Genomic DNA, 23613 nt, shown 5'->3' with positions numbered 1-23613 from the left:
AGGGGTGTGGTTGTGGGTTAGAGGAGGGAGGGAGGAGGGAGGGCGATCGCACCACGACACTATCAAGACAATATCAAGACAATATCAAGACAGCACCAGGGCAATATTTAAAACTAAGGCGACATTGTTAGAATTATAAATATGTCGCTTTAAAGTTTATGGCATTATCAGAAATTCAATTAAAATCAATCGAATTATTATTAAGTGGGGAACAGCAAAAAAGCGTAGCTATAGCCATTGGGGTGAATGTCAAAACATTACAACGATGGTCAAAACATCCAGAATATTACGCTACTCTAAATAATTTACCAATTCCTCAGCCGACAACGGAACAGACACCCAGAGCGACAGAAACAACAGAAACGCCACAAAAAACGACAAAAATCCTCTTATCAAGAGACATTTACAGACAGAATGAATTAGAACTCCTAGATGCACTTCAGAAGAGCCTAGAAACCATTCTAGAGAACGATTCTAATAACCTTCGAGTTATCGACCGTTTATTGAAAATCAGCCAACAAAGAAGCGAGTTGCTTGGCTTGAAAATCAAAGAGTTCCAAGCCTTAACCATGCTTGATAATCTCACACGCGAGGGCTTGATCCCTCCTCAAATCTCGCAAATACTAGCAGGTAGGCTAAAGCAAATGTATGATGACGTGTCTGCTTTTACTCAATCGCTACCGCTACCTTCTCAGGTGGAATGATTTTATATCCTTCTGCTTCTAATATCTCAATCGCCATTTTAATGACTATTTGCTGCTGCCTCTTCAAATAATTGGGAATATTGCGATCGCACTCTATCACCCAGAAGATGCCACACCAGATTAATTACACCGGATTCAAAAGCAGTTCTATAAATAGAGCGAGCTATTTGTTCACCCATCAGCAAAGCGCGGTTTAACCGCCGCTGCCATGCTAATTCAACAGAGATAGTATCAATCTTGGCTAGTGGGTAAATTTCGTTGATTTTTGCATCTATCAAAGCCAGCGAGTCATCTATTTCATAGATTGGTTGTGGTGCGGTAACTTCAGTGGGTGCGATAACTTCAGTGGGTGCGATCGCAGTTTCTACATTATTGGTAACTGCTATTGTTGGTACGTAGGTATCAGTTTTTAACTCGGATGCCTTTAATGGTTGGGTAATTGTTGATTCTTCTGGCTTAATATCATCTAGTGACAACTGCTCAAATACTTGGCTAAACAAATCAGTAATCCTTTGTTGATGCTCAACAGAAATTAATTGCCAAGCTGATAGTTTTTGTGTTTCTGTGATAGTGCTAAACAAGTCCTCACATTCCTCTCTAGTAACAGCTTTGACTAGTTCTTCAGCCACCAGAGGAATAATCGGATCAACTTCTACTACTTCAATTGGACTAACCGCAGTTTCAACCGTGCTATTAGCAAGTTCTCTTTCAGCTTTCACACTCATTTTGTGTGTGACGTACATCTGGCAATATTCCCAGTCCTGAGCATTAATTTTTCTAAGCTTCCATCTTTGACCCGGAACTGATTTTTTATCAAGCTTTAACCCCAATTGGTTCAACATCTCCCCAAATATTTGACCGGGGGAAAGCTTAGAAACATCAAGATTTAAAACATCATGAACTTGACTGGCGTAAGTCTTAGCTTTACTGGCTAAATCTGCAAAGTCTTGAGGTGAAAACCAGTTATCCAACTTCTCAGGATTAATGAACTCATGCAGACCTAAGAACTCCCTACATTTGCGCTTCCTTGCGTTCCACCGCACGTCACCAGCAAATCTTTCACCATGCTTCAATTGTCTGGATTCTGCGCTATAGTCCCTTGCTTGCGATTCCTGAATATCCTGACTTAAAAGGTAAAAGTTTTCTAAATGACGTTGATATTCTCCGCGTGTATTTTTCAAAGCCATACCAGCAAAACCAACAAACTCTCTTCCGGTTTTTTTGTGAATAAAAACAGTTGCTTCTATCAATTTTTCTCCAAAAGTTTTTAACATCATGGTTTTTCGGTAGCTTGGTAGCAATTCTGATGGAATTTCTCCACTAAATTTAATGGCATCCATAACTGAATCACACAGAATTTCAGCCGCTGCTGTTTCCTCAGCTTCTTTGATTTCGATGTTGTTCCACACTTTAGAAAGTGCGTCTTTCACATCTTCTGTACCACCTTCTGGTATGGGTGAAATTTCATTAATACCATAGCCAATTTCTTCAAGATGTTCTCTGGTGAATTGACGCAAATACTTGGCAGTGATGCTTCTGTATGCTTGGTTTTTGCAGAATAATTTAAAGTATGGCGAATAAAATTCACCAGTCATCACCTCATACTCTGACCTATAGCTTAATAAATGTTTTGAGTTGCTTTCGTAATTGCGTTGATAGTAGTTAAAAATTTCTTCTGGAGTGACTAACTGAGATGGTAAACCCATTGGTTCAAAACCGCTTTCAGATACCCATAAATAAATGCTTCGTGCGCCCCTAACACGGTTTAAGAATTGTTTGATTTCTCTGTCCATTAAGATGCCATTGCAGAAACCAAAAACCCCGTTAATAAATCTCTGATTTTTTAGACTAACTCCTGAAATAATTGATGGTGAACAAATAACCATTAAGTATTTTTTTGATTCCTCATCAGGGTTATCATTGAAAGCTTTCACTCTGGGGTCATCTTGACTATCAGCATGAATTTCTAGGATTAAATCTTTCAATTCTGGGAAGTTTTGACGCACGTACTCAGCCAAAGATTTACACCCCTTAACGCCGTTTTTCAAATCATCTAACACAAAACAAGGTGTACCAGCGGCTATCTTTTCAACCAATTCTGATAATAAACCTTCTGGAGATTCAGAAACATCAAAGTTAATATCAGGACGTTGTGGTTGATATTTGTTAACAATCAATCTTACTGGTGTATTTTCTGGTGCTAATTCCTTAATTAAGTCTATTTCTTTTTGCGTAATGTCAGCACTCATGAACAAGCATAAACCTTGACCATAGATGGCAGCATCTATGTGAGATTCTAGAGTAGAAAGTAATAAAGGTCTGATTCCCTCTTTGTTGCACAATGAAGAAAACAGAAAGTCAAATACTTGATCCGCCTCATCTACTAGTAAAATTCCTTGGTTGTTTCTTAGATGGTTGGGGTTAAATTGGTAGGCACTAGGAGCGCAAAAAGCGGCTTTTTTCTTCTTGCCAAAATTAGTATTTGAGTTGCTTTCTTTATAATCCAATCCAAGTTTCTTGCTAACACCTCTACCTAAACTTATGCGATTATGCCAGCTAAAAAATGCTTCTGCTTTAGTCGCAAAGGGTATGATACTTTCAGTTTTACCCGTGCCTGTATCAGAGATGATTATATTGATAGTTCCGGGTTGAATCAAATCACCTAAAACCTGCTCTAAGTGATTAACATTAACCACTTTATAGGGAACTTCTGTGATATTTGTTAAGCTGTGTCTAATGGCTTTCAACTGCTCAAATTCAGAAGCCTTTTCTTGTATTTGTTGCTCTTGTACTTTCTTTGCTTCTGCGTTTTTAATTCCCAGTTTAGCGATCGTAAAAAATTCTTTGCTGCTGATATATTCAATCTGGCTAAAATCACCTAGTTCATCAATGTCTCTTTCTGAGTCATATTGTGGTGTTTGTCCTTTTGGTGGCTTGCTGGTTTGACCCCACCAACCAACTTTAACGGTATGCTTCTGAGAAAGAAGGTATCCAGTTATCTTTTTGTACTGTTCAGAGATAGTTTTATTACTGGTACTACCGCTATCGGGCTGTAGGACAACTAGCTTGTTTTCACTAGAATCATATTCTAGAGCATTACTTACAGCTTCCTTGGAACCAGCCCAATTAGCCCCAGCACTACCAATGACCTGAACATCCGTTCTACCAAGTCTAAACCATAGTTTTAAAGCCACTATTAGCGATTTTAAGCCACCCTCTACAAGCCAAGTTTCTTTAACTTGGCTTCCTGGATATCTCCATACAAAGATAGGTTGTTCATCATTTTTTAGGCTAATGCCGTTCCCGCCATACTTGGCTGACGATACCCACAAATACTTAGCATACTTCTCTCTGTGTTCCCTGCGGTCTGGACGGACTTGTAAACCTGTGAGATTTTCCCCATCTGAGCAGTAGATAGCTAAACCATTAAAACTAACAGTTTTGAGTGTTGCTGGGTCTATCCCAGGTAATCCTGGAGAAACGCTAGGGAAGTATTCGCCATGATACCAAGACGAAATCCAACCAAGGGATTTAGCAAAGCTTATTTCATCGTCTCGTAGACCTCGCTCGCTTTTTAGTTGTTCGTATTGTCTAGATGACAAACCAAAAGTTTCACCAAACTGCCTATATCCTAAGTTTCTTTCTGAGTTGGGTAATAACTTACTTAACCTCTTTTGCTTTTGCTCTTCATTCTCCTGTTTGAGTTTTTCCGTCGCTTCTACATATTTCTGTCTATCTATTTCTGATAGGTCTTTTTGAGAGTGGATTTCGTTAAAATCAGGCTCGCTTATATATGTAGTCCATTGGTCTTTTTTAACCTTGGTTTCACTTACAAAATCGCCTATTTTTTCCCCAAAATTTAAACTAATTTTTCTGCAAAGATGATGATTTACCAAGATGGTTACAGATTTTCGGGTCAATCTGGAGTCGGTTTTAGTTTTGCATCCTGGGTCTTTACCGCCACACATTTGACAAGGGTGTTGTTTGGATGCGAATTTAAATTCACTCATCACACGCCCCCTTGAATCAAAGCTGCTTCATGTTCAGCAAAAGCCAAAACCACACTATGCAGAATTGCAGGTACGCCCCAATGAATCAGATGAGTTTGCGCTTCATCGCGTCCGTTTGAATAGAGGAAGATGCTTACTAGTTGCTGCTCTCTTAACAGGTTAATTATATTACCAATATTGTTGGTGTTTTTGGTTGGTAATGCTTGACTTTTTGCCTTGGAATTGCTAGAATTACGAGTAATTGAAAGTTTATGTTTTGAATTGAATTTTTTCTTGTAAGTCCCGCGCGTGACCTGCGTGGGACTTATTGTTTTAAGCGGTTTCATTGGGACTCCTACTAAATTTGGTACTAAATTTCAGTTGGAGTCCGTCGGGTGCTTGCACTTTTTCCTAGATGACCTAAGATTAAGTTAAGAAATGATTTTTAGAACTTGCTGGTGACAAGTTCCAAAGGGAAGCGGTTGGTAGCCGCTGCACAAGCCCGACGGACTTTGTTGCTGGCTTTTTTTCTGAGGTGATCGTGGTAGTTAGCCACCCTGCTATAAAAGTATCAGACTTCCAGAAAGCTCCGAAGATTGATCGACGAATGCCGTAAAGTTGTCTGCTCATACAGACAATATATACCGATATTCGCCTTCTGGATTTTTCCGCCACAGGAATTTAAACCCTTGCACATCAAGGGTTTTGAGCGACGTATTTTGTAATGGGGTTGATGATGCTTGAGAAATGAGCTTCACCACATGATCATGTGGTATAAACCATTTCTGTCTACTTTTTTCTATGTAGATAAGACCCGTATTTTTATCTATTCCCCAAAAAGTATTGTGCTTCTCATAAGCGGTTGTATAAACTGTCAATGCTTTAGTAAAATCTTTCCATTCCTCATTTATTATGTTTGGGTCGATTCTGCTTCTATCTCTGATAGCATCAACCAATCGCCATAAATCGAACTCAGTTGATTGATTGTGGGGATTAATTATGCCTTCGTGATTTTTGTAGGCTTTAGATATCTCTCTAAGTTGTGATAAGTAAGCTTTCTTACCAAAATTAACATCCAATGCTTTTATCAGATGATCACGTTTCATCTGCCAGCAAATTGCGTTAAACCATACTGATGGATTTGGGAGATATTGCCACTTTTCACTCATTTTTTTGCAAAGCCTCAAGATAGATGCCAGCACATATCCCATTGGCTTGCAGGACTGGTAAGCTTTTATTCTAGGTGGTTGATAAGAATTGTTATAGGCTTTTTTATATAGCCAGTGGAAATACATTACCCATTGCCCTTCTATATACCGAGTCATCAATTCTATTTCTGGAGGTAACTCGTTGAAGCTATAAAAGTTACTTTGAATATTCTGTATTGCAGTCTTAATTGCAGCATCTTCTATCTTGTCTAATGATTTATCGAGTAATCCTTGTGGAACTTCTTCCGTTTCTCCGAGATTTATTTTAATTTCTAACATCAGGTTCATCCAGAAAATTAAATTAATTAGCGTGATCGCACTTCCAAGCCTACAGATTTTAGCGATCGCACTATTTATCCATCAGCTTTATCAAAATTGCCTCTAGTCTTTCTAAAGCAGCGTTAGTTGACCTTTGGTTTTCCTCAAACCGCTGTTGATGCTCCTCAGATTTTCGCTGCATCTCATCAAAGTTACGGTCTAACCTCAGTATGATGTCATCTAAAATCGCGCTACGACCCAATACTGTATTAGCAGTGCCTATGAAGTCATCCACCTTGTAAGTAAGGTTATTGATTGCAACTGTATTTATTTGCTGCTGTTCAGCTACCCGGTCAAGTCTTTCTGTGACTTGGTTCAGGTTGGTAGCTGTTTGAATCAGTACAGTTTCTAGTTGATCTAATCGGCTGGGTTGGTTTGTCATGATTTGGTTAGGGTGCGATCGCTCTCTTCCATCTGAATTTCTATCAAATCAGAAATAGTTTTTAAGTTAAAAAATTTACATAAAGAGATAACTGTATTTTCATCAATACGGGTAAATTCTCCCCTGGCCAGTTTCCCCACAGTTCCGGGTGATAGCCCTGTCTGTTGTGCTAGTCCCAACTGGCTTATTTTGTGTTGCTCCAATAAATCCTTGAGTTTACAAATCATTTTCATATTTATAAGTGTGTGGCTACGATCTTAACCACATAACTAGCTAACTAACTAAATGATAAGAGATTCTGTATTGCAAAGACAATATGATTAAATAATTAAATAGCTAGTCAATTAGCTAGTTAGCGTGTTAGCTTGTGAATATCAAATAAGTTAGATAGCTTTCACGTCAACCGTCTGATATCTTCAAAAATCACCCTATAAGCCTTGAATAGCAAGGGATTGAGAGATTAGACCGGACACGCTGAAAGATAACCCTGACTTTATCCGACCGATTACCAACTGATTGCTAAACGAGTACCGTCTGAGGTGTGAAGGATGCCAAGAAAACGACGTAATAACAAGGGTTTTGATGACCTGTTCACTGATTACTGTCTGACCAAAACCGAACTAACCGACATTTTAGGAGTAAGTAGAGATTCAATCGTTAGATGGTCAAAACTTGCACTTTACCGTATTCCCAGTTTTAGAGATAGTTACCCTAAAAAATCAGATGGAGACGCAGACAACGAAGCACCCTTAAACCCTTACCAATGCTGGGTAATTTCAAGAATAGCCCGTGATTTTGCCAAACTGGGAACAGCCGAACGGGTAAGACAGGGAATAGTCAAGAATCCTCAGAATTACTCAGTTTATACGTACCGGACAGCACTTAGAAACCTTAACAAAATAGCAGCGTAAATCATGCCAGCAACTACCAAAACAACAACAACCCGCCGCAAGAAAACCCCAATAGCCACACCTGAACCCATGCCAGCAACCCACGAATTAGTATCAATCTCTGATATCTGCAAGGCTGAAAGCATTACAGAACAAGCATTCAGACTGGCTTTAGCTGAAATTAGACCGGATGATTTTGACTCTATTAAGAGCATCCCAGAAGCCCAAAAGGATATGGTTTTAGCCACAATTCAAGCTACATCTAAAGCACTACCAGCCCCAACCATCCCCACAGATACCACACCACAATTACCTGAAACCTCTAACCCACAAGCATTAGAACCAGCACAGGAAACAGCCCAAAATATAGGAGATCAGCCTCAAAATTCCAACATAGTGGCATCTAGTCAAAATTCCCAAATTAACCAAGCCGGACAACCTAAAAACCAATCCCCAATCCCTACCGCTTTAGATGAACTAATTCAAGAGTCAGAGGAAACTATAGCTTTGGCTGACTTGGTTCACACCTACAGAAACCAGCAAATTTTAAGCAATGCCCAAAGCCGCGATAGTGAGTTGGTAGTGCAGCTACGCGAACGACGCATAGAAACCAGAAACCAGGTTTTTGACAGCCTACGCAGTCTCAACAGCAAACAACCCACAGCGCCGGAATTACCAGAACTGCCAGCAAGTCTATCTGATGAAATTAAGGCTTTATCCGATGAGTTGGGAAAGTCCCTAGTCGTAGGCTAAGAATCAATCTTTTAGCGCCCCTGGACGCAATTAACGCCGGACTAGAGGCAATTTTCCAACTATTCACACCCTATGAGGACAACTACGACGATGATCATGATTTTTGATTGCCTCAACAACTGTTTAGCGCACTCTGTCAACTTTTTACTTCAAGGCAACTATGCCCACACTTTTTAGGAGCTAAACCCATGACTACTGAACAAATCCAAGTCTTGACCAACTTTGAAACCGAGTTTAATTCCTTTCTGGCTACTCTCCCCAATACCGACATCAAACGCACTCTTAGCAGTGCCAAGAAAAGCTTACATAGTGCCATCTGTACGGCGTTAGGTGATGAGGATGTGGATTACCCAGAAAATCCTAGAGGTAAATAATCATGCAACTCTCACTGTTATAGAAAACTGCCTTGATTTCTTCAGAATCAAAGCAGCTTGAATATAAAGAATCTCAATCAGGATTGTACCTCATGGCATTATCGGTTGTTCAAATCCGAGAAATATTGTCTACCTGCCAACACGAACTGCAAGTAGTTGTTAATGATCCGAATTATCAAGCTATGCAGAACTCTGAAAAATTTACCACATCAAACGACCTACTTTTAGGAGACGCTACAGGTGCAATTAGTGAGGTATTAGAAGCTTTAGAAGATTTCGAGAATTGACTAAAAAAGGGAAGCTGCAAAACTTCCCAACTACTTTTGTAAATTCCCAACGTAGGACAATTTACCTATTAATTATATGCCACGCACAACACAGAAAACCAAACTAACTGAAGCGCAGGAAAAACTAAAAACTGCTGCTGCCACACCGGAAACTGTCAAGCTTGACCCTACACCAATTAAGGCTAATAGCAACCATCAAGCCTCTGTTTTTAACCCTTCTGACTACTTGGCTTCTAACTTATTCGCTGACACTTCCACACTGCCTAGAACAACCAAAGTAGATGCAGATAAACAAATTCAATCTATTTCTGAGAAGCGGGAAACATTGCGTTTAGTGGGTGCTAATTTGCAGCTAAATACCGACGTTTACAAAACTGGTTCACTCAGTGAGAAGATGTCCCAAAGTAACATCACTTGGCAGACAGACAGAATCGGAACTGATACTAAATTAGTTGGTTTAGAAACTGCCAAAGTTACCCACCAAATAGCTGAGGTAAAACTCGGTCAAACACAAGAGAAATTGACACACGCAGGTATTGAACTAACCGGGTTACAGGGTGAAACACCCTTAAGACAAGCTTTCTGGGTTGCTAAGTTAAGTTTAATTGAGTCAAGAATTAGCCAAGTTGAGCTTGCTAAATTTCAACTCGATGCCAAGATTGGAGCGATTGAATCAGAGGCAGAAAGTATTAACTAGTTTAGTAATAGGGGTGTTAATTCACCCTTTATTAATATGTATCAATATCAGAATTACCATACACCACGTAACGACCATGAACCCGGATATATCTACTTGATGGAAGCGGTAGGGTATCACGGTTTTTTACCTGGATGCTTAACTAAACGATGCAAAATAGGGTTAAGCCGTAACCCACAACTAAGGTTGCAAAACTTTCATGATAATCAGCCACCTTGCGACATCAAGATTATCAAAACTATCTATGTAGAAGATATGGCAGCAGTAGAAGCCAAACTACATAAACATTTTAAATACTGCAATGTAAAGTTAACCAAGTCTAAAGAATGGTTCGACCTTAGCCCAGTTGATTTCATGAGAGTCAACTTAGCTTTTAGCCGCTATTCATCCCACATCACAACAGATATATCACCAGTAAAAATAAGCTTTGGATTATTGGGGATAGCGGTTTTAATAATGGCATTAATCGCAACACAATCAACACCAAAGCAGCAGTTAGAGATTAAACCGATAGTAGAAAGAGGTGTGAATCTATGAACTTTCAAACATTACGTAACGGGTTTGTAGTTGGTAGTTTAGGTGTTAGTTTTGGTGGTTTCATTGCACTGTTTACACCCTATAAGCAGTTTTCCCAATTCTTTATAGCATCTGGTTTAGGTAGCCTTGCTAGTAGTAGTTTAGCTATTCAGCAAAGCGAAAAAATAAATAAGCGTAAGTCTAAAAAGTTTCTGACTGAAATTGAAACTTTAAAAAACGACACTGAGCATTTTAGTAAATTACTGCAAACTAAACATCAAGAACTAACTCAAATTGCCATAGACAGAGATAATTTAGCTAAATTGAATATCGACTTGGTGGAAACTTTAGAGCAACTTAGAACTGAGTTGAGCGACACTAAAACCGCGTTACAAGATACTAGAGATATAAACATCGACTCAGCCGTTACAACGTTAAGAGAATCGCTAGAAGAGGCAGTAAAACAGGTAAATGCTCTCGTTCCCTTTCTGGTTAAAAAGTATCCAGATGTTAGGACTAACTGCCAAGAATTAGCAGCACAATTCAATGAAGATGTTAAATTGATGTCTGCTCAAATTGGGGTGATTTCAGATAATGGTAATTTGACAAATGAGGAATTAATAGCGGCTTGTTTAGCAGTTCAACATGAGATTATTCTGAAAGGGTCAAGTATTAAGGCAAAGTTATACAAAGCAGCTTGTGACCATTTGCAGCGACAGCTTTATGGTGTAATCCCATTTGAGGAACATAGTCAAAAGTTAGAAACAATTAAGCTATTCTATCAGGGCAATATTAAAGCATTAACTAATGAAATGTCTGAGGTTTGTGGTGATGTGGTTACAGCATATAAAACAGACTTCGCAGAAACAGTACAAGAGGGAATGCAGCAAGTTACTGAGATTCAGCAGTTACAAAATGAGGTCATCAATCTACAAGCTAAGTTAAAAGATTTGGGTAAACCATTGCAGTTTGTAGGTACTTCAGAAGCCGCTAGAGTGGGCAATTCAGTAGTTAATTACTATCATTTAAAGCTAGGAATTACCCTTGATGCCCTTGATTTTAATAGTACAGAAACAGGCTATAAATTACTGTTTCATCTATCTAGAAATAATCGGTTCATTGATACAGCTACGCTCAACGATGGTAATAACTCAGACAAGATAAAGGAGTTATCTGGAAGTTTGAACAGTCCCAAATTTAGCCAGAGTGAGAGAAGTAACTATGTGAGTCTTGACATCGAACTGAGGAAACCTGAGAAGAAACAAGCCACTATTGAAGACATTAGACGGCTAATAGAACCGTCTGCAAAGTTTGGTGAGGTTGTTAGTAGGTATCATGAATCGAAACCAACTTTGAGAGTAATGACTAGAACAGGAGGAGGTAAAGGAATTGCTGTTAAGAACTTGTTAAACCACTACATTAACCACTGGGAGAACTGGGAACTATGGCTAAGTGACCCTCAACATGGCAGTTTTGAAGATTACTGGAATTGTCCTAAAATCGCTAAATCTCCCACAGAAGCCAGCAAGGTTTTAGAACTGTTCATAGATGAATTTAATGATAGAAAAAACAATGAATCATTTAACCCAGATATTCCAGTAATGTTAATTCAGGATGAATGTGATAAGACTTTTGATAAGAAACAGAAAGGAGGAATAGCACAGGTTTGGACAGAAATTAGACATCGTAAAATGAAGCTTTGTCTAATTGGTCAATCTAGTGAAGTAGGTAAACAGGGTTGGACATGGGACGAGATGAATAACTGTTCTCTAATGTTCATTGGTGATGCTATTGGAACAGCCATAAAACACGCCGATGATATGGGGTGGAGTTCAGAAATGAAAACTAAAATACCATCTATATACCAAAAGGTATCAGAGTTTTTTAACTCGGTTAATGCAGATATTCTGATTAAGAATCAATACCGTTTTGCACTTTTAATTGATGGTATGCGTTTTGATTTTGTAGAGATACCACCTGCACTAGAAGGAGGAATTGATAATAACAAATCTTGGCTTGTTTCTTCACCGTGGCAGTCAAAAGCTATCAAGGAAGGTCAAGAAGTTGCTTGTACATCCTGTGGTTCTACTGCGGTCAAGCGCAATGGTAAGGCAGGTGATAAGCAGCGGTATAAATGTTCAGATTGCGGTAAAGGTTTTGTTGTTTGAAGCTTTATTTAATCAACAAGAAAGCCTCTAAGAACTAATTGTAGAGGCTTTTTGGTATTTAATTAATTTTCGATAACTGGATAACAAAAATATAAAATGTCACAATTCTTGAGTAGGTATAGAAAATCGCCCTTTTCCTAATTGAGCGTAACTATATGGTGATTTTAAATAACTTATATTTTCATAGTACCAATTATGTAACTCCCAAAGGACATCACCCAATGTGGGAGATTTTTCATCCCCTATCCACATAGGACTACCACTATTTTGTTTTCCGGTTGTCCAATCGTATTCGTGTTTATGATGCTCGTCTTGATGATCGTCATAAGAAACGTGATGATAATCATCTTGATTGTCATATCTAAAAATGGTGTTATGACCCTGAATAGAGGCATTATAGGAATATTCAACTGTTTGAACGAGAGGATTTTCCTCGTCATCATCTAAAATAGTCAATATTTTATATACAGCAACAAGAATATTACCTAAACAAGAAATCTCCCCGCTTAAGCAAAACTCACCTGGAATAGACTCAAAAACAAGGGAGTGACTACCAACGAAGCTAGTATCACATAGGTTTTTGAGCGCACTATTATGTATATCTTTATAAAGTAGAAATTTGTTCGGCTGATGACGACCTAATCTTTTCTTCAATGCGATCCCTAGTCCTTAATAGCATTAACCAAGTGCAAATGTCTGTATTATCCGGGTAATCACTGGATAATAACGATTGTTTCATATTTTCTGAAGACATTTGGTATTGAGACTCAAAAAAATTAATTTTAAGGTCAATATTGAGTTTTTGCTCTGCTAGTTGCTCAAGCGTGGGTTTGACAGAAGCCTGATACAACTCACTCACGCGCTTACGTGCATCTACTTCTGACATTGTAATAAAATCAGATAGCTTGATTTTCTTTGCCAGTGTAGCCATCTCTAACCTCTAATATCAGAAAAAATTACTTTTAAATACAGAATACTAGCATTATGAAACATTTTCAGTAACTTTAGTAGGATTTTAAAGTATTTCACGAAGCCTATTAATGTAATTTAAATCGCTATAGCGGCGATGGAATTTAAAACTAATAAATTATTAGTAGCTTGTGAGTCAGAGATCGCCCCCCCTAAAGGTAAGCTGTAAATTACAGGGGTCTACAGTGGAGAGATGAAAATCAACAGGCACGGACGCGCCAAAGTGCTGACACAGCAGGAAATACAGTTAATTTTTAGTCAAGGTTTAGATAACGACCGCGATAGAATGCTGTTTGGTGTCTGCCTATTTAGTGCCTGTAGGATTAGAGAATGTGTAACGCTGATGACTGGGGACGTTTACACACCCAAGGGTGAAGTGAGATCGCAATTCATAATTAGAAAATCAAATACCAAGGGCAAACTGGCCACACGAACCATCCCAGTGATTGAAGACCTACGGCGGTTATTGGCTGAACATTACCGAATAGCAGGTTATGATTACCTGTTCCCTGGTAGGAGCAACGGACATATCAGCCACGATTCAGCAGCAAGGATTTTAAGGAAAGCTTGTGAGCAAGTAGGAATCACTGGAGTAAGTACCCACAGCTTCAGACGGACAGCCTTAACCCAGATGAGTAACGCGGGTATCCCACTGCGGGTAATACAGGAATTATCAGGGCATAGGAACTTAGAACAGTTGCAAAGGTATTTAGAAGTGAGTGATGAACAGGTGTTAGGGGCTGTTTCTGCCTTATCAATGCTCTCACCTGTGGGTAATGTCGTTAAAACACCATTTCACGACCTCTCAACACTGGATTCTATACGGGTGGAAACTAAACATGATTAGACTTGTTTAATGAGGTTTCTATACTCCTGTCCACACGTAAAGCAACTTAACTAAAATTAGCTATGGTGAAATGCCCCTTGACAGCGATCGCTCAACATAAATTAGCCTAAACCAAATAATTTGGAAATCGCAGGTAATAACTTATTTACTGCTTCTGCTAATGTAGCCACAGCAGGTAAACCCGTAAATAAACCTTTCAACATTGTAATTGCTGTTTTTGCAGTCTTTTTCTGAGTTGATTCTTGAGGGCTTTTCGCTGCTGTTGCTAAATTTTGCACCTGTTCTAAAGCTTCAGCTTTCTCTTCTTCTTTCAAATCAGTAGACTGGGAGATTGCCTCCTGCAACTGCGTTAATAACTCTTTAATGCCTGGGTTATCTGCGTTTTGTGAGTCAGGTAAATCATTGATAGCAATACTCACATTACCGCTAATAGTTCCCAGGTTGGCAACAGAACCACTCCCAGCAACACCGCTTACACTGCTGCTGTTTTGAATATTAATACCGCTAATATCAGACATTTGGATATCTCCTTGTAAATTAAATTTTGGCTGCTGCATTGCAGTAGTAATCATATTTTCTAAACTATAAATACGCTTATCTTTCTCTATCAACAATAACTGCTGACTATCATTTAAAGACTTGATCTGATTATAGTTATTAAAATATTCAGCACTAAGTTGAGATTTATCGCTACCTGCTGAGGTTTTCGCTCTCAACACGAACTTATCTTCACCCCGTTTTTCCATTGCCACGATTTCTAAATCAGCATCGGGGTGATTTTCTGCTAATTCTTTGAATGAAATAGCGATCGCTCTGGGGTCAACGATTTGATTATGATAAAGGTCAAGGGTATCAAAAATTGGTTTGATAAAATCACCAAAATCTCTATCTGCAAAAACTTCTTTATTGTTATCGGGTTTGCGTAGAGGGTCAGGGTTTTCTTTGGTGGGAAGTCGCATATAAACATACTCACATCTCACACCGTTAAACTTTGTATCATTAGTAATACCCCAATCCTCAATAAAAGCCCCGGTGAGAGTTGCACCTGTAAAATCTGTCTCGTTAAGTTGTGTTTGTACTAGCTTGGCTCTTGATAAATCAGCATATTGTAAGTTGGCTTCACTTAAATCAGCACCAATGAAACTAGAATCTGTGAGGATAGCTTGTTGTAAATTGACTCCACGCAGGTCTTGACGGTCAAAGTTCTTATCTTGTCCTTGTCCTGTAATTAGCAATTGGCGTAACTGTGTATTCTGAAGATAAGTTTTACCAGGGCGAACACGATTGAGTAATTTGGTTTTGAAAAAATGAGTCCGAGTGAGAGTAGCGTTTCTTAAATCCGTACTTTTTAGCGTTGCTCCTATGAAATTAGCATCAGTGAGATCCGCGTTGCGAAAGTTTGTACCACCAATGGCTGCAAAGGCTATAGCCATGTTCCGAATTAAAGAGTATTTTTCATCTCCCTTCATTGCTTGGAGAGCAATGTAGCCACTGAATAAAACTACGGCTCCGGCGAAGGCTAAGGCTCCGGCTCCGGCTCCGGCTAAGGCTCCGGCGAAGGCTAAGGCTACGGCGAAGGCTCCGGCGAAGGCTACGGCGAAGGCTCCGGCGAAGGCGAAGGCTCCGGCGAAGGCTCCGGCTAAGGCTCCGGCGAAGGCTAAGGCTCCGGCTAAGGCTCCGGCGAAGGCTCCGGCGAAGGCTCCGGCGAAGGCTAAGGCTAAGGCTCCGGCGAAGGCTCCGGCGAAGGCGAAGGCTGTATTTAATCCTTGACGAATTATAGCGATGCCCAAAATAATTACTACTATTAAGGCAGTCCAACCCATTATCTGATTCTGTTGACTAGAACCGTCAAATATTAAAAATATCAAATATCCCATAAGAGATGAGAGAAATCCTGAAATTCCGGCAATAATCCACGAAATACAGACTAGAAGAATTACCCACCGTTTTTGTAATCCTGCGGTGGCATGGCTAAAGTTTGCACCTTTCAGATTGGCACTGGTAAAATCTGCACCCCTGATATCAGCATGGCTAAAGTTAGCACCTTCAAGATTTTGTCTTTTGAAAGAATGTCCTCTGAGATTTTTATTAGAAAAATCTTCGGGTATCATTTGTTTAGTAGAAGTTCGGATTTATGCTCTGGCTTGAGTATGCAATTTTTTAGACTTTTAAACAATATTTGTTTGAATTTACCAGGATTTAACTTTTACTAACTAACCATCCCATCTGATTACCCAGCTTACCAGCCTTGGTAAAAGTAAAACTACCCCATACAAAGGTCATTTCATCCCTACCTACCCTTGGGGTAACACCAATCAATTCTTTTACCTTGCTTGTACTCAGTATCCACTGATGAGTAACAGCTTTTTCTAGTTCCTCATATTCTGCTAGATGCGATCGCTTATTGCCGATATACCCCATCATTTTTTCAACCAAACCAGCCATAACAGTAATAGCGGTAAGGTTTTCGCTGTTGTCTAGTGGGTTGTCCAGTATGTCTAGTTGATTGTCCAGTTTTTCCAGTGGGGTAATTTCTACCTCTGGCTGAATGGGGAAATCTGCGATCGCTCCCCCGTCCCTAATATGTTTGTCTAGTTTGTCCAGTAGCTCTAACTGCTGTGGGGATATTTTACCCCGTGCTACTGGTTTTATGTCCAGTCCGTTGATTCTGTCATATACCGCTTGACGTGACTCTAAACCGTATCTTCCTTGTAGAGTAGCGATTTTGATTAGTTCTGTGTCTTGACTGTCCATCTTGGTTTGTCCAGTTCTATACTTGACAATTTTAGTTTGTCCAGTGACTCGGTAGACAAAAACTTTGTCAGGTTGTCCAGTAGACAAATAGATTTGATATCAAATTTGTACCCATTCCTTACCTGCTCTTAACGCTGCGTCTGCTGTGTAATAAATCCCCTTTTTCCCATAAACCGAACCATCGGGGCTAATTATCCTAAATTCCCAAGCATGAACCGCAGTGTAGAAAACCATCAATATTTGGTTATTGGTAAAAATTAGCGTCTCTATTTTTACGTTCGATGGCATTGTGTGTAAATATCTGTTATCACACATGGTAATTTATCATTACGTCTGGTATCCTAGCTATACCTGGTTTTAAGTGATAAATGATACTAAAATATTTTGCTCTAACTGCGGCTTTACTCTTGATTCAAGTTGGTTCTGTCAATGCCAGCAATACTAAACTCTTCACCGGAACTGTGATATCTGTAGGGGACGGTGACACCATAAAAGCAAATTTTGGCAGTAATAAAATTACTATCCGATTGGCTTGTATAGATGCTCCTGAAATGAAACAAACACCTTGGGGTAAACAGTCAGCAGATAGGCTAAAACAACTGTTACCCGTTGGACAATCAATAAAGCTTAGAACGGTGGCGATAGATAGGTATAAAAGAACTGTAGGAGAAATTTATGTTAATAATCAATCCATAAATCTCACTATGATTCAAGAAGGTCAAGCCGTTGTTTATAAACAATATTTATCAGGTTGTATTGATACTAAAGATAAATTTCTCAAATCAGAACTTAACGCTAAAAACAAGAAACTAGGATTTTGGAATCAGGCAAAGCCTGTTATGCCTTGGGATTTTAGAAGGTCAAAAAAAGTGGTATCTGCCCTATAAAATAATGGGTTAACAACTGAGCGCACGGTTAATTATATATGAAAACTATCAAAATTAAGATTTTACTAACTCAGGATCAGATTACCTTATTTAACCAATACACCAATGAATTAGAATGGTTGTGGAACACTGCTTTATCTAATCAACTACATAATCACTGCATAAATTGGTATAGTTGGGCTGAAAAACTACAAGCTGATTTAACTAAAGCTACTGAAACTTTAACCAAACTTAAACCTGAGCAACAGCAGTTAGTAAGAAATTTTTACAATCATAAACATGGAGAAAAGCAACCTAAACTGTCTGAAGCTAATAAGAAATTAGTAGCTAAGTTTGAAATATTCACTAGGTGGCTACCATTTGATCTTGAAGGAATAACCAAAGTACCTTTAAGGTTAGGTAATAGCGGTTATGAATGGTTATCCTGTCAAATTGCCACAGGTGGAGACTATTGGAAACGTGATGATAGTTTCAATATCCCTATTAAGAAAAAAGGGGAAATTATCTACATTAAAGGAAGTAAGTTAACTAAAGGTGATAAACCTTGGCAACGAATAGCCACAACACCACATACTTATAAAACTTTCCTTAGCGGTAAGTTTGAAGGCAGGGAAATAACCGACATCATGAAGCTTGATAATATATCAGGTTTAAATAGCTTAAGAGCATTTCAGAATTTACCTGATTTGACAATATCCAGCGACTATATAGGAGGTACTCTAGAGTTTTTTAAACAGGCATGGTTAGCATTTCTTGATCCGAAGAGGATTAACAGTAGGAAACCTAAATTTAAACGTCTAGATACACCATTAACAACTCTATCTAATAATCAAAAACCACCTAATAAAATCAATTCCGATAAACAAACAGTTACTGTAACAGGTTTAGGAGAAATTCAAATAATTGATAGAAGTTGGCGGAAACGATTGGCTCTAGAAAACATAATTACTAGAACCTACATGATTACTAAAAAACCATCAGGTTATTATATAAATATTGTAGTAGCACATCAATTGCAGGAAGAAAAAGCTAAATTATCAAAACAATTACCTAAAATAAAAAAAGAGTTTGGAGAGGAAAGCCAACAATATTTAGATTTACTGGAGAAATTTAAATCTGTTTCTGAGCAAATTAAACTATCTTCAATTACTCACTGTAAAGAACTATCTGTAGGAATTGATCCTGGTGTTAGTGCGATTGCGGCTACAGATCATGGTGCTTTGTTCCTACCAAATCTAAGCAGGGAACGAATATCAATTCACATTGAGGAACTACAATCTAAATTAAATAAAGCTAAAGATATTAACGATGCAAATTGGAAAGCATTAGGTAACAAAGGCACTAGACCTAAAACAGCTAACGAGATAAAGTTACAGGCTAAAATTAGTAGATTACAAGAACGTGGTGCTAATTCTGCTAATTCTTTTAATCACAAGTTATCAACTAGAATCAGTAGAACTTATAAAGATGTTTGCTGGGAAGATACACAGTTAACTAATTTATTGAAGCAAACAGCACCACAAGCATTACCTGAAGGCGTTGGCTATGCTCATAATGGGGCATCTGCAAAACGCGGCTTAAATTGGATTTTAAAACAGAGGTGTTTAGGTGATTTAAAAGCAAAAACTAAACAAAAAGTAGAAGCCAGTGGTAATAATTTCCATGACCCCTCAGCTAATTATAGTTCTCAGACCTGCCATTGCTGTGGTCAGAAAGGAGAGAGGCTATCTCAGCATGAATTTATCTGTAAAAACCTTGAATGCGAGATATTAGATAAAGTTCAGCAAGCTGATGTTAATGCTGCTAGAAACCACAAGAAAAACTCTGATTTTGAATTAGGAATAGTTAAATATCATACTATTAAATTACAGTATCAGAAAACCAAAAGATTTAAACGTAAAAAATTGACAGAATAAGAGGATTTAGTTAATATTGATTTACCGCAGTTTGGACGGGTGACTATTTATTTAGTCTATGGCTTGTAAGTTTTTTAACCTAAAAGCAAGGGATGAGGTGACAATTCCCGTAGATCAGCCGGAACTATGGCTGACAGACTCTCAAAGGGATTAATTATCTTGCATATCAATATAGATTTTTGGCAAGTCAAAGCTAGGTCAAAAACCCCGGACACTCGCCAAAACCTCAGAACCTAGACAAGCAAAGGGATTAGAGCTATCTTTGCAGAATATCAAAAGGGATTTAAGCGGCTAGGATGAACTTTTTGATCCGATCTGCCAAAACAGCCTTCAGGATTCAGCTATATCAAGGGTTTTTGATGCCGGACTTGCAGGATACCTAATCCCTTCTAAGGGACTGAAACGTTTCAGTTTGAATCCACTGCAACTACCGGGCTAATCCCTACTTGCAGGATACCTAATCCCTTCTAAGGGACTGAAACCTATTTCTGAAAGCGATATTGCTGAAGCCACCGGAACTTGCAGGATACCTAATCCCTTCTAAGGGACTGAAACCTGCAAGAGAATATCGGGTATCGGTGCATCGCGTACTTAGCTTGCAGGATACCTAATCCCTTCTAAGGGACTGAAACTTGCAAGAATATCTTGGGATGGAAAATGAAAAACAAAAAACTTGCAGGATACCTAATCCCTTCTAAGGGACTGAAACTTAGCCAGAAGCAGGGAGTTGCTTAACTCCCTAAAACCTTATATTTACTGGTTTACAGGTCTATTCCATCAGGAACTAAAACAGCTAAGTCAATATCATCTTGAATTATCTTGTCTTTCTTGCGGTTGTCGTATGGCGTTAAGTCGTGCTTAGTGTTGTGATCATCAAGCCGTGTTTTATAATTCTCTAGAATCGCCTTGACAGTGGCAGGTTTTGAACCAATGAGGGATTGTATAGCTGTCTGAGTAATCATCCATTTTTGGCTTTTTTCAGTGCAATTATTGTTATGGTTTTCTAGTGCCACAATAGCCCGTTTTGCTAATTCCTCAGCCCGTCCAGGATGTGTTTTATATTTGGCACTCGTTAATAATTCTTGTGTCTCAACTGCGGACAAATCAGAATCAAATTGTTTAGCCTTCCCTGTTAAAGTAGTCGCATAAATAGTACAAGCCTTTTGAATAAATTCAGCCAAAGACAAGCCAGAGTGAGTTAAAGCATCTTGTACCTTCTGTTGAGTATCAGCATCTAATTCCAAAGCTTCAATATTCATAGAATCTAAAGTTAATTCTGGTGTCGGTTCTACTGCTGTGATAACTTCTGGCTTGGTTTCTACTGTACTTTTATCTCCTGTAACCTCAGATTTAGGTAACTCTGGTAAACCACCAAAATACTGCTTTCTAGCATCTTCCCCTACAACCTGCCATCTCTCTTCATTAGCAGTCGCATACCATAAAGCTAAATGTTCAAATCGTTCTACTTGACCCTTACCTGAATTAGTAAAATAGTAACCAGGCGTAGCTGTTTCTTTATCAGGGAAAGCCGATTGTATAGCCTTTCTCAAAGTAGTTCTACATCTGCTAAAATTCCCCTCTGAGACAGCCTTTTTCATCTCATGCCAATATTTAAGAGTAGCTTTCTTGATAGTCAATTCATCAGTTATGTGATCAAGTTCAGCAATTAATTCTGAGGCAATATTGGAAGCTTTCTTAACGTCACTCATAATGGAAGTAGGTTTATTTAGTTATCCCTATACTAACTCTCTTGTTATTTTATGTCAAGAGGTTTTGTATAGGGATTTATTTAGACTTTGGTAACACTTCCAGGCTTTATCCCATAACGTTTGTAGGCGTTTATCGTGGCTTCGTCATCATCCCCCAACACTTCCTTAGCAAAGTCTGTGAAGTCGTAGGGGTCAACATTGCCGTCATTAATAATCGCTGCTCTCAGGTAAGCGGCTCTAAACTTGTGGTAGGTTCTATCCTCAACAGGGAAAATATCCCAGTCCTTACAAGCTTGGTTTAACGTCTTAGAAAACCGTCTATTTACCCGTTCCGGGTCTTCATCCCTACTAAACCGTTTACCCTTACTGTTAAGCCAATTAAGCCCAAAACAGACTAAATCAGCAGGTAGTAGAGTAGGGATAGTAAAAGGCACATCAATTAATTTAATCGCTCTGTCCTGGACTCTAACCTTGCGGTCTTTACCCTTTAGCTGTCCAGTAAAGATAATTTTGTAATCATCAATTTGCTCAAACTTTGCTGAGAGGTGGACTTCAGCCATACGTCTACCAGTAGAGAGAGCGATCGCACAAGATACGTCAAGCCAGTTAACATCCTCACCATTTTTGATGTCTCTAAGGATGTTGTAGGCGTATTTGAGGGAGTTAGTTAAATCAATCTCAATTCTGTTTTCTACCTTGCGGCGTTCGGTAACAGTTTCACGATAGCGGGTATTCTGGTTTTCCTTGTAGATAGCGAACTGGTTAGATAACTCATTGCCGAAGTGAGTAATTATCGTGTTTACAGGGTTTAGTAGTGCTTTATCACCTAAATCTGTCTTAGCTGCAAGTTTTAGCTCTTTCTTTAACGATGTAATCTGTCTTAATGCCGTGCCATATTCCTTGTTTTCCTCTGGCTTGTCATCTGGGTAATTGAGTTTAAGTATTCTTGCCTCTTGAATGGCCAGTTTATGCCAGCCTGTTAAATCGTTTACGCCGTTTTTGCGCTGATTTAGTTTATATGGTGCTAAAGCCTCAAACTGTGGCAGGAGAATTTTTACTCTGTCATCTACATAGGAGTTAGTCAATTCATCAGCCGTTACAAGTTGTCTACTCATATCCTTACTATCTTTATTTAATAACTTTCATGATTAGATAGTAACCAAGGACATAATGTATGTCAAGAGGGATTGTGTAGGGATGTAAATAAATCTGAGGGGCAATCGCCTAAATTTTAAATCTACTAAGCTTTATCCCTATTGTTCCCCTGAAGCGTATCTTCTAAAAACAGTATTTTTGTACGCACAATAAAAATTACATATTTTTTGTTACAGTAGCTCTCTTTTTGGGATTATTAAGTATAGGAACTTATAGAAAAGCGTTTATATGCTGAAAAAACTAGGTGTAGCCATTGCAATTGTCTTGAATTTGTCCGCAGTAACCCAAGCCGCTGAACAGTATTTAAAAGTTGGGACTGATAACGTCGGTGTTCCTTTTATGCTCGATACCTGGACAATGGGGGAAAAGGATGAATCTTTTGGAAAAGTTCTTAAAATTTACCAGCTTAAAAGTGATTTAATGTTTGAATATATGCTTGATCCTGGATGTGGTGATGAAAGATTGTGGATAGTTGGAACTAGGGTCTACAACAGTAAAGGCGTTAAAGTTGGCGAAGAAAAAAATAACAGTGAAATTCCTGCACGCGGAAACTCTTTTGGTAGCACAGCAATGAAGTACTACTGTCGCAGTATTGGCGCTCGCGGGTGGTAAATAATGAATAATCCTCCAAAAAAACCATCACAACCATCACAACCATCACAACCACCAAAACAAGGCAACCCAGCCGTTGATGAGTTAGTTGCTTTAAGGCAAGAGATAAGCGAACTCAGAAAAGATTTTGCAAAATTTAGTAAAGAATTATCCCTAAAAGTCGCTTTCGGTATTATCGGCTCGTTTGTTTTGGTACAGGCTGTTATTCAAATATTGTCGTTAGTTTTTGGATATGGATAAGGAAGTGAGGGGAGAAGAATAAAAGCGATCGCCCTCCCTCCTCCCTCCTCTAACCCACAACCACACCCCTACCAAGGGGTTTTAAAATAAATAATGACCAATGTACCGCAAAGGCAACTTAGGCAGCGTGTAGGCGATTGTAGAGGCAGTTAGCAGATTTTACAGTCAACAGGGAAGAAAGAGTAAAGCCAGAAAGATAATCTAAGTATGTCCATCCCTACTGCTCAAAAATCACCTA

At 38.8% G+C, this 23613-nt stretch carries 25 protein-coding genes and 1 CRISPR repeat array; of the genes, 13 read left to right on the top strand and 12 right to left on the bottom strand.

Annotated features, from left to right (window positions below; genetic code table 11):
- Nucleotides 1-158: 158 nt before the first annotated feature.
- Nucleotides 159-704 (top strand): hypothetical protein, encoded by a 546-nt coding sequence (locus tag ACSQ6I_RS23550; RefSeq protein WP_438892670.1) that lies wholly within the window; start codon nucleotides 159-161, stop codon nucleotides 702-704.
- 38 nt (nucleotides 705-742) lie between these two features.
- Here ACSQ6I_RS23550 and ACSQ6I_RS23545 read toward each other — a convergent pair whose 3' ends face one another.
- From ACSQ6I_RS23545 to ACSQ6I_RS23525, 5 genes are all read right to left on the bottom strand, one after another.
- Entirely contained in the window at nucleotides 743-4714 is a 3972-nt protein-coding gene (locus ACSQ6I_RS23545; RefSeq protein ID WP_438892669.1) for a plasmid replication protein, CyRepA1 family, read from the bottom strand.
- Nucleotides 4714-5040 (bottom strand): hypothetical protein, encoded by a 327-nt coding sequence (locus ACSQ6I_RS23540; protein ID WP_438892668.1) that lies wholly within the window; start codon nucleotides 5038-5040, stop codon nucleotides 4714-4716. Before ACSQ6I_RS23540 ends, ACSQ6I_RS23545 begins: the two co-directional genes overlap by 1 nt.
- Before the next feature lie 279 nt (nucleotides 5041-5319).
- Nucleotides 5320-6180: a hypothetical protein gene (locus tag ACSQ6I_RS23535; protein WP_438892667.1), complete on the bottom strand. Its 861-nt coding sequence runs from the start codon at nucleotides 6178-6180 to the stop codon at nucleotides 5320-5322.
- 70 nt (nucleotides 6181-6250) lie between these two features.
- Nucleotides 6251-6601, bottom strand: coding sequence for a hypothetical protein (locus tag ACSQ6I_RS23530; RefSeq protein ID WP_438892666.1), 351 nt, complete (start codon nucleotides 6599-6601; stop codon nucleotides 6251-6253).
- Nucleotides 6598-6834 (bottom strand): helix-turn-helix domain-containing protein, encoded by a 237-nt coding sequence (locus ACSQ6I_RS23525; protein WP_438892665.1) that lies wholly within the window; start codon nucleotides 6832-6834, stop codon nucleotides 6598-6600. The genes ACSQ6I_RS23530 and ACSQ6I_RS23525 overlap by 4 nt, the downstream gene beginning before the upstream one ends.
- Nucleotides 6835-7149: 315 nt before the next feature.
- Between ACSQ6I_RS23525 and ACSQ6I_RS23520 the strand changes: the two genes are divergently transcribed.
- The 7 genes from ACSQ6I_RS23520 (at nucleotide 7150) to ACSQ6I_RS23490 (ending at nucleotide 12286) form a co-directional block, all read left to right on the top strand.
- Entirely contained in the window at nucleotides 7150-7512 is a 363-nt protein-coding gene (locus ACSQ6I_RS23520; RefSeq protein WP_438892664.1) for a hypothetical protein, read from the top strand.
- A gap of 3 nt (nucleotides 7513-7515) precedes the next feature.
- Nucleotides 7516-8244, top strand: a complete 729-nt coding sequence (locus tag ACSQ6I_RS23515; RefSeq protein WP_438892663.1) for a hypothetical protein — start codon at nucleotides 7516-7518, stop codon at nucleotides 8242-8244.
- 188 nt (nucleotides 8245-8432) lie between these two features.
- Nucleotides 8433-8618: a hypothetical protein gene (locus ACSQ6I_RS23510; protein ID WP_438892662.1), complete on the top strand. Its 186-nt coding sequence runs from the start codon at nucleotides 8433-8435 to the stop codon at nucleotides 8616-8618.
- Nucleotides 8619-8710: 92 nt separating this feature from the next.
- Nucleotides 8711-8905, top strand: coding sequence for a hypothetical protein (locus tag ACSQ6I_RS23505; RefSeq protein WP_438892661.1), 195 nt, complete (start codon nucleotides 8711-8713; stop codon nucleotides 8903-8905).
- Nucleotides 8906-8981: 76 nt separating this feature from the next.
- Entirely contained in the window at nucleotides 8982-9602 is a 621-nt protein-coding gene (locus tag ACSQ6I_RS23500) for a hypothetical protein (RefSeq protein ID WP_438892660.1), read from the top strand.
- 36 nt (nucleotides 9603-9638) lie between these two features.
- The gene (locus ACSQ6I_RS23495; RefSeq protein WP_438892659.1) at nucleotides 9639-10139 is read left to right on the top strand and encodes a GIY-YIG nuclease family protein; all 501 of its coding nucleotides are present in this window, start codon (nucleotides 9639-9641) and stop codon (nucleotides 10137-10139) included.
- Nucleotides 10136-12286, top strand: coding sequence for an IS1/IS1595 family N-terminal zinc-binding domain-containing protein (locus ACSQ6I_RS23490; protein WP_438892658.1), 2151 nt, complete (start codon nucleotides 10136-10138; stop codon nucleotides 12284-12286). The genes ACSQ6I_RS23495 and ACSQ6I_RS23490 overlap by 4 nt, the downstream gene beginning before the upstream one ends.
- A 99-nt stretch (nucleotides 12287-12385) precedes the next feature.
- Here the strand turns inward: ACSQ6I_RS23490 and ACSQ6I_RS23485 are convergent, their stop codons facing one another.
- Nucleotides 12386-12940, bottom strand: coding sequence for a hypothetical protein (locus tag ACSQ6I_RS23485; RefSeq protein WP_438892657.1), 555 nt, complete (start codon nucleotides 12938-12940; stop codon nucleotides 12386-12388).
- On the bottom strand, nucleotides 12891-13217 hold the full coding sequence (locus ACSQ6I_RS23480; protein WP_438892656.1) for a hypothetical protein: 327 nt from the start codon (nucleotides 13215-13217) through the stop codon (nucleotides 12891-12893). Before ACSQ6I_RS23480 ends, ACSQ6I_RS23485 begins: the two co-directional genes overlap by 50 nt.
- Nucleotides 13218-13448: 231 nt before the next feature.
- Between ACSQ6I_RS23480 and ACSQ6I_RS23475 the strand changes: the two genes are divergently transcribed.
- The gene (locus tag ACSQ6I_RS23475) at nucleotides 13449-14102 is read left to right on the top strand and encodes a tyrosine-type recombinase/integrase (RefSeq protein ID WP_438892655.1); all 654 of its coding nucleotides are present in this window, start codon (nucleotides 13449-13451) and stop codon (nucleotides 14100-14102) included.
- Nucleotides 14103-14203: 101 nt separating this feature from the next.
- Here ACSQ6I_RS23475 and ACSQ6I_RS23470 read toward each other — a convergent pair whose 3' ends face one another.
- From ACSQ6I_RS23470 to ACSQ6I_RS23460, 3 genes are all read right to left on the bottom strand, one after another.
- Nucleotides 14204-16213: a pentapeptide repeat-containing protein gene (locus tag ACSQ6I_RS23470; protein ID WP_438892654.1), complete on the bottom strand. Its 2010-nt coding sequence runs from the start codon at nucleotides 16211-16213 to the stop codon at nucleotides 14204-14206.
- Nucleotides 16214-16301: 88 nt separating this feature from the next.
- Entirely contained in the window at nucleotides 16302-16943 is a 642-nt protein-coding gene (locus ACSQ6I_RS23465) for a hypothetical protein (protein ID WP_438892653.1), read from the bottom strand.
- Nucleotides 16944-16955: 12 nt separating this feature from the next.
- Entirely contained in the window at nucleotides 16956-17144 is a 189-nt protein-coding gene (locus ACSQ6I_RS23460; RefSeq protein WP_438892652.1) for a hypothetical protein, read from the bottom strand.
- Between the two features lie 80 nt (nucleotides 17145-17224).
- Between ACSQ6I_RS23460 and ACSQ6I_RS23455 the strand changes: the two genes are divergently transcribed.
- On the top strand, nucleotides 17225-17743 hold the full coding sequence (locus ACSQ6I_RS23455) for a thermonuclease family protein (protein WP_438892651.1): 519 nt from the start codon (nucleotides 17225-17227) through the stop codon (nucleotides 17741-17743).
- Between the two features lie 38 nt (nucleotides 17744-17781).
- On the top strand, nucleotides 17782-19659 hold the full coding sequence (locus tag ACSQ6I_RS23450; RefSeq protein WP_438892650.1) for a zinc ribbon domain-containing protein: 1878 nt from the start codon (nucleotides 17782-17784) through the stop codon (nucleotides 19657-19659).
- Nucleotides 19660-20026: 367 nt separating this feature from the next.
- Nucleotides 20027-20368: a CRISPR direct-repeat array (repeat unit 37 nt; unit sequence CTTGCAGGATACCTAATCCCTTCTAAGGGACTGAAAC).
- Between the two features lie 52 nt (nucleotides 20369-20420).
- Here the strand turns inward: ACSQ6I_RS23450 and ACSQ6I_RS23445 are convergent.
- Together ACSQ6I_RS23445 and ACSQ6I_RS23440 are read right to left on the bottom strand one after the other, a co-directional pair.
- Complete coding sequence (locus ACSQ6I_RS23445) at nucleotides 20421-21368, bottom strand: hypothetical protein (RefSeq protein ID WP_438892649.1); 948 nt, start codon at nucleotides 21366-21368, stop codon at nucleotides 20421-20423.
- A gap of 80 nt (nucleotides 21369-21448) precedes the next feature.
- Nucleotides 21449-22483 (bottom strand): protelomerase family protein, encoded by a 1035-nt coding sequence (locus ACSQ6I_RS23440; protein ID WP_438892648.1) that lies wholly within the window; start codon nucleotides 22481-22483, stop codon nucleotides 21449-21451.
- Nucleotides 22484-22751: 268 nt separating this feature from the next.
- On the opposite strand from ACSQ6I_RS23440, the gene ACSQ6I_RS23435 reads away from it, so the two are divergent.
- Both ACSQ6I_RS23435 and ACSQ6I_RS23430 read left to right on the top strand, forming a co-directional pair.
- Nucleotides 22752-23135: a hypothetical protein gene (locus ACSQ6I_RS23435; RefSeq protein ID WP_438892647.1), complete on the top strand. Its 384-nt coding sequence runs from the start codon at nucleotides 22752-22754 to the stop codon at nucleotides 23133-23135.
- A 3-nt stretch (nucleotides 23136-23138) separates the two neighbouring features.
- Entirely contained in the window at nucleotides 23139-23375 is a 237-nt protein-coding gene (locus ACSQ6I_RS23430; RefSeq protein ID WP_438892646.1) for a hypothetical protein, read from the top strand.
- Nucleotides 23376-23613: the final 238 nt, after the last annotated feature.

The organism is Anabaena sp. WFMT (assembly GCF_051781005.1).
Taxonomy (GTDB): domain Bacteria; phylum Cyanobacteriota; class Cyanobacteriia; order Cyanobacteriales; family Nostocaceae; genus Anabaena.
The sequence above is the reverse complement of the archived record's forward strand: the minus strand, read 5'-3'. Positions and strand labels throughout refer to the sequence as shown.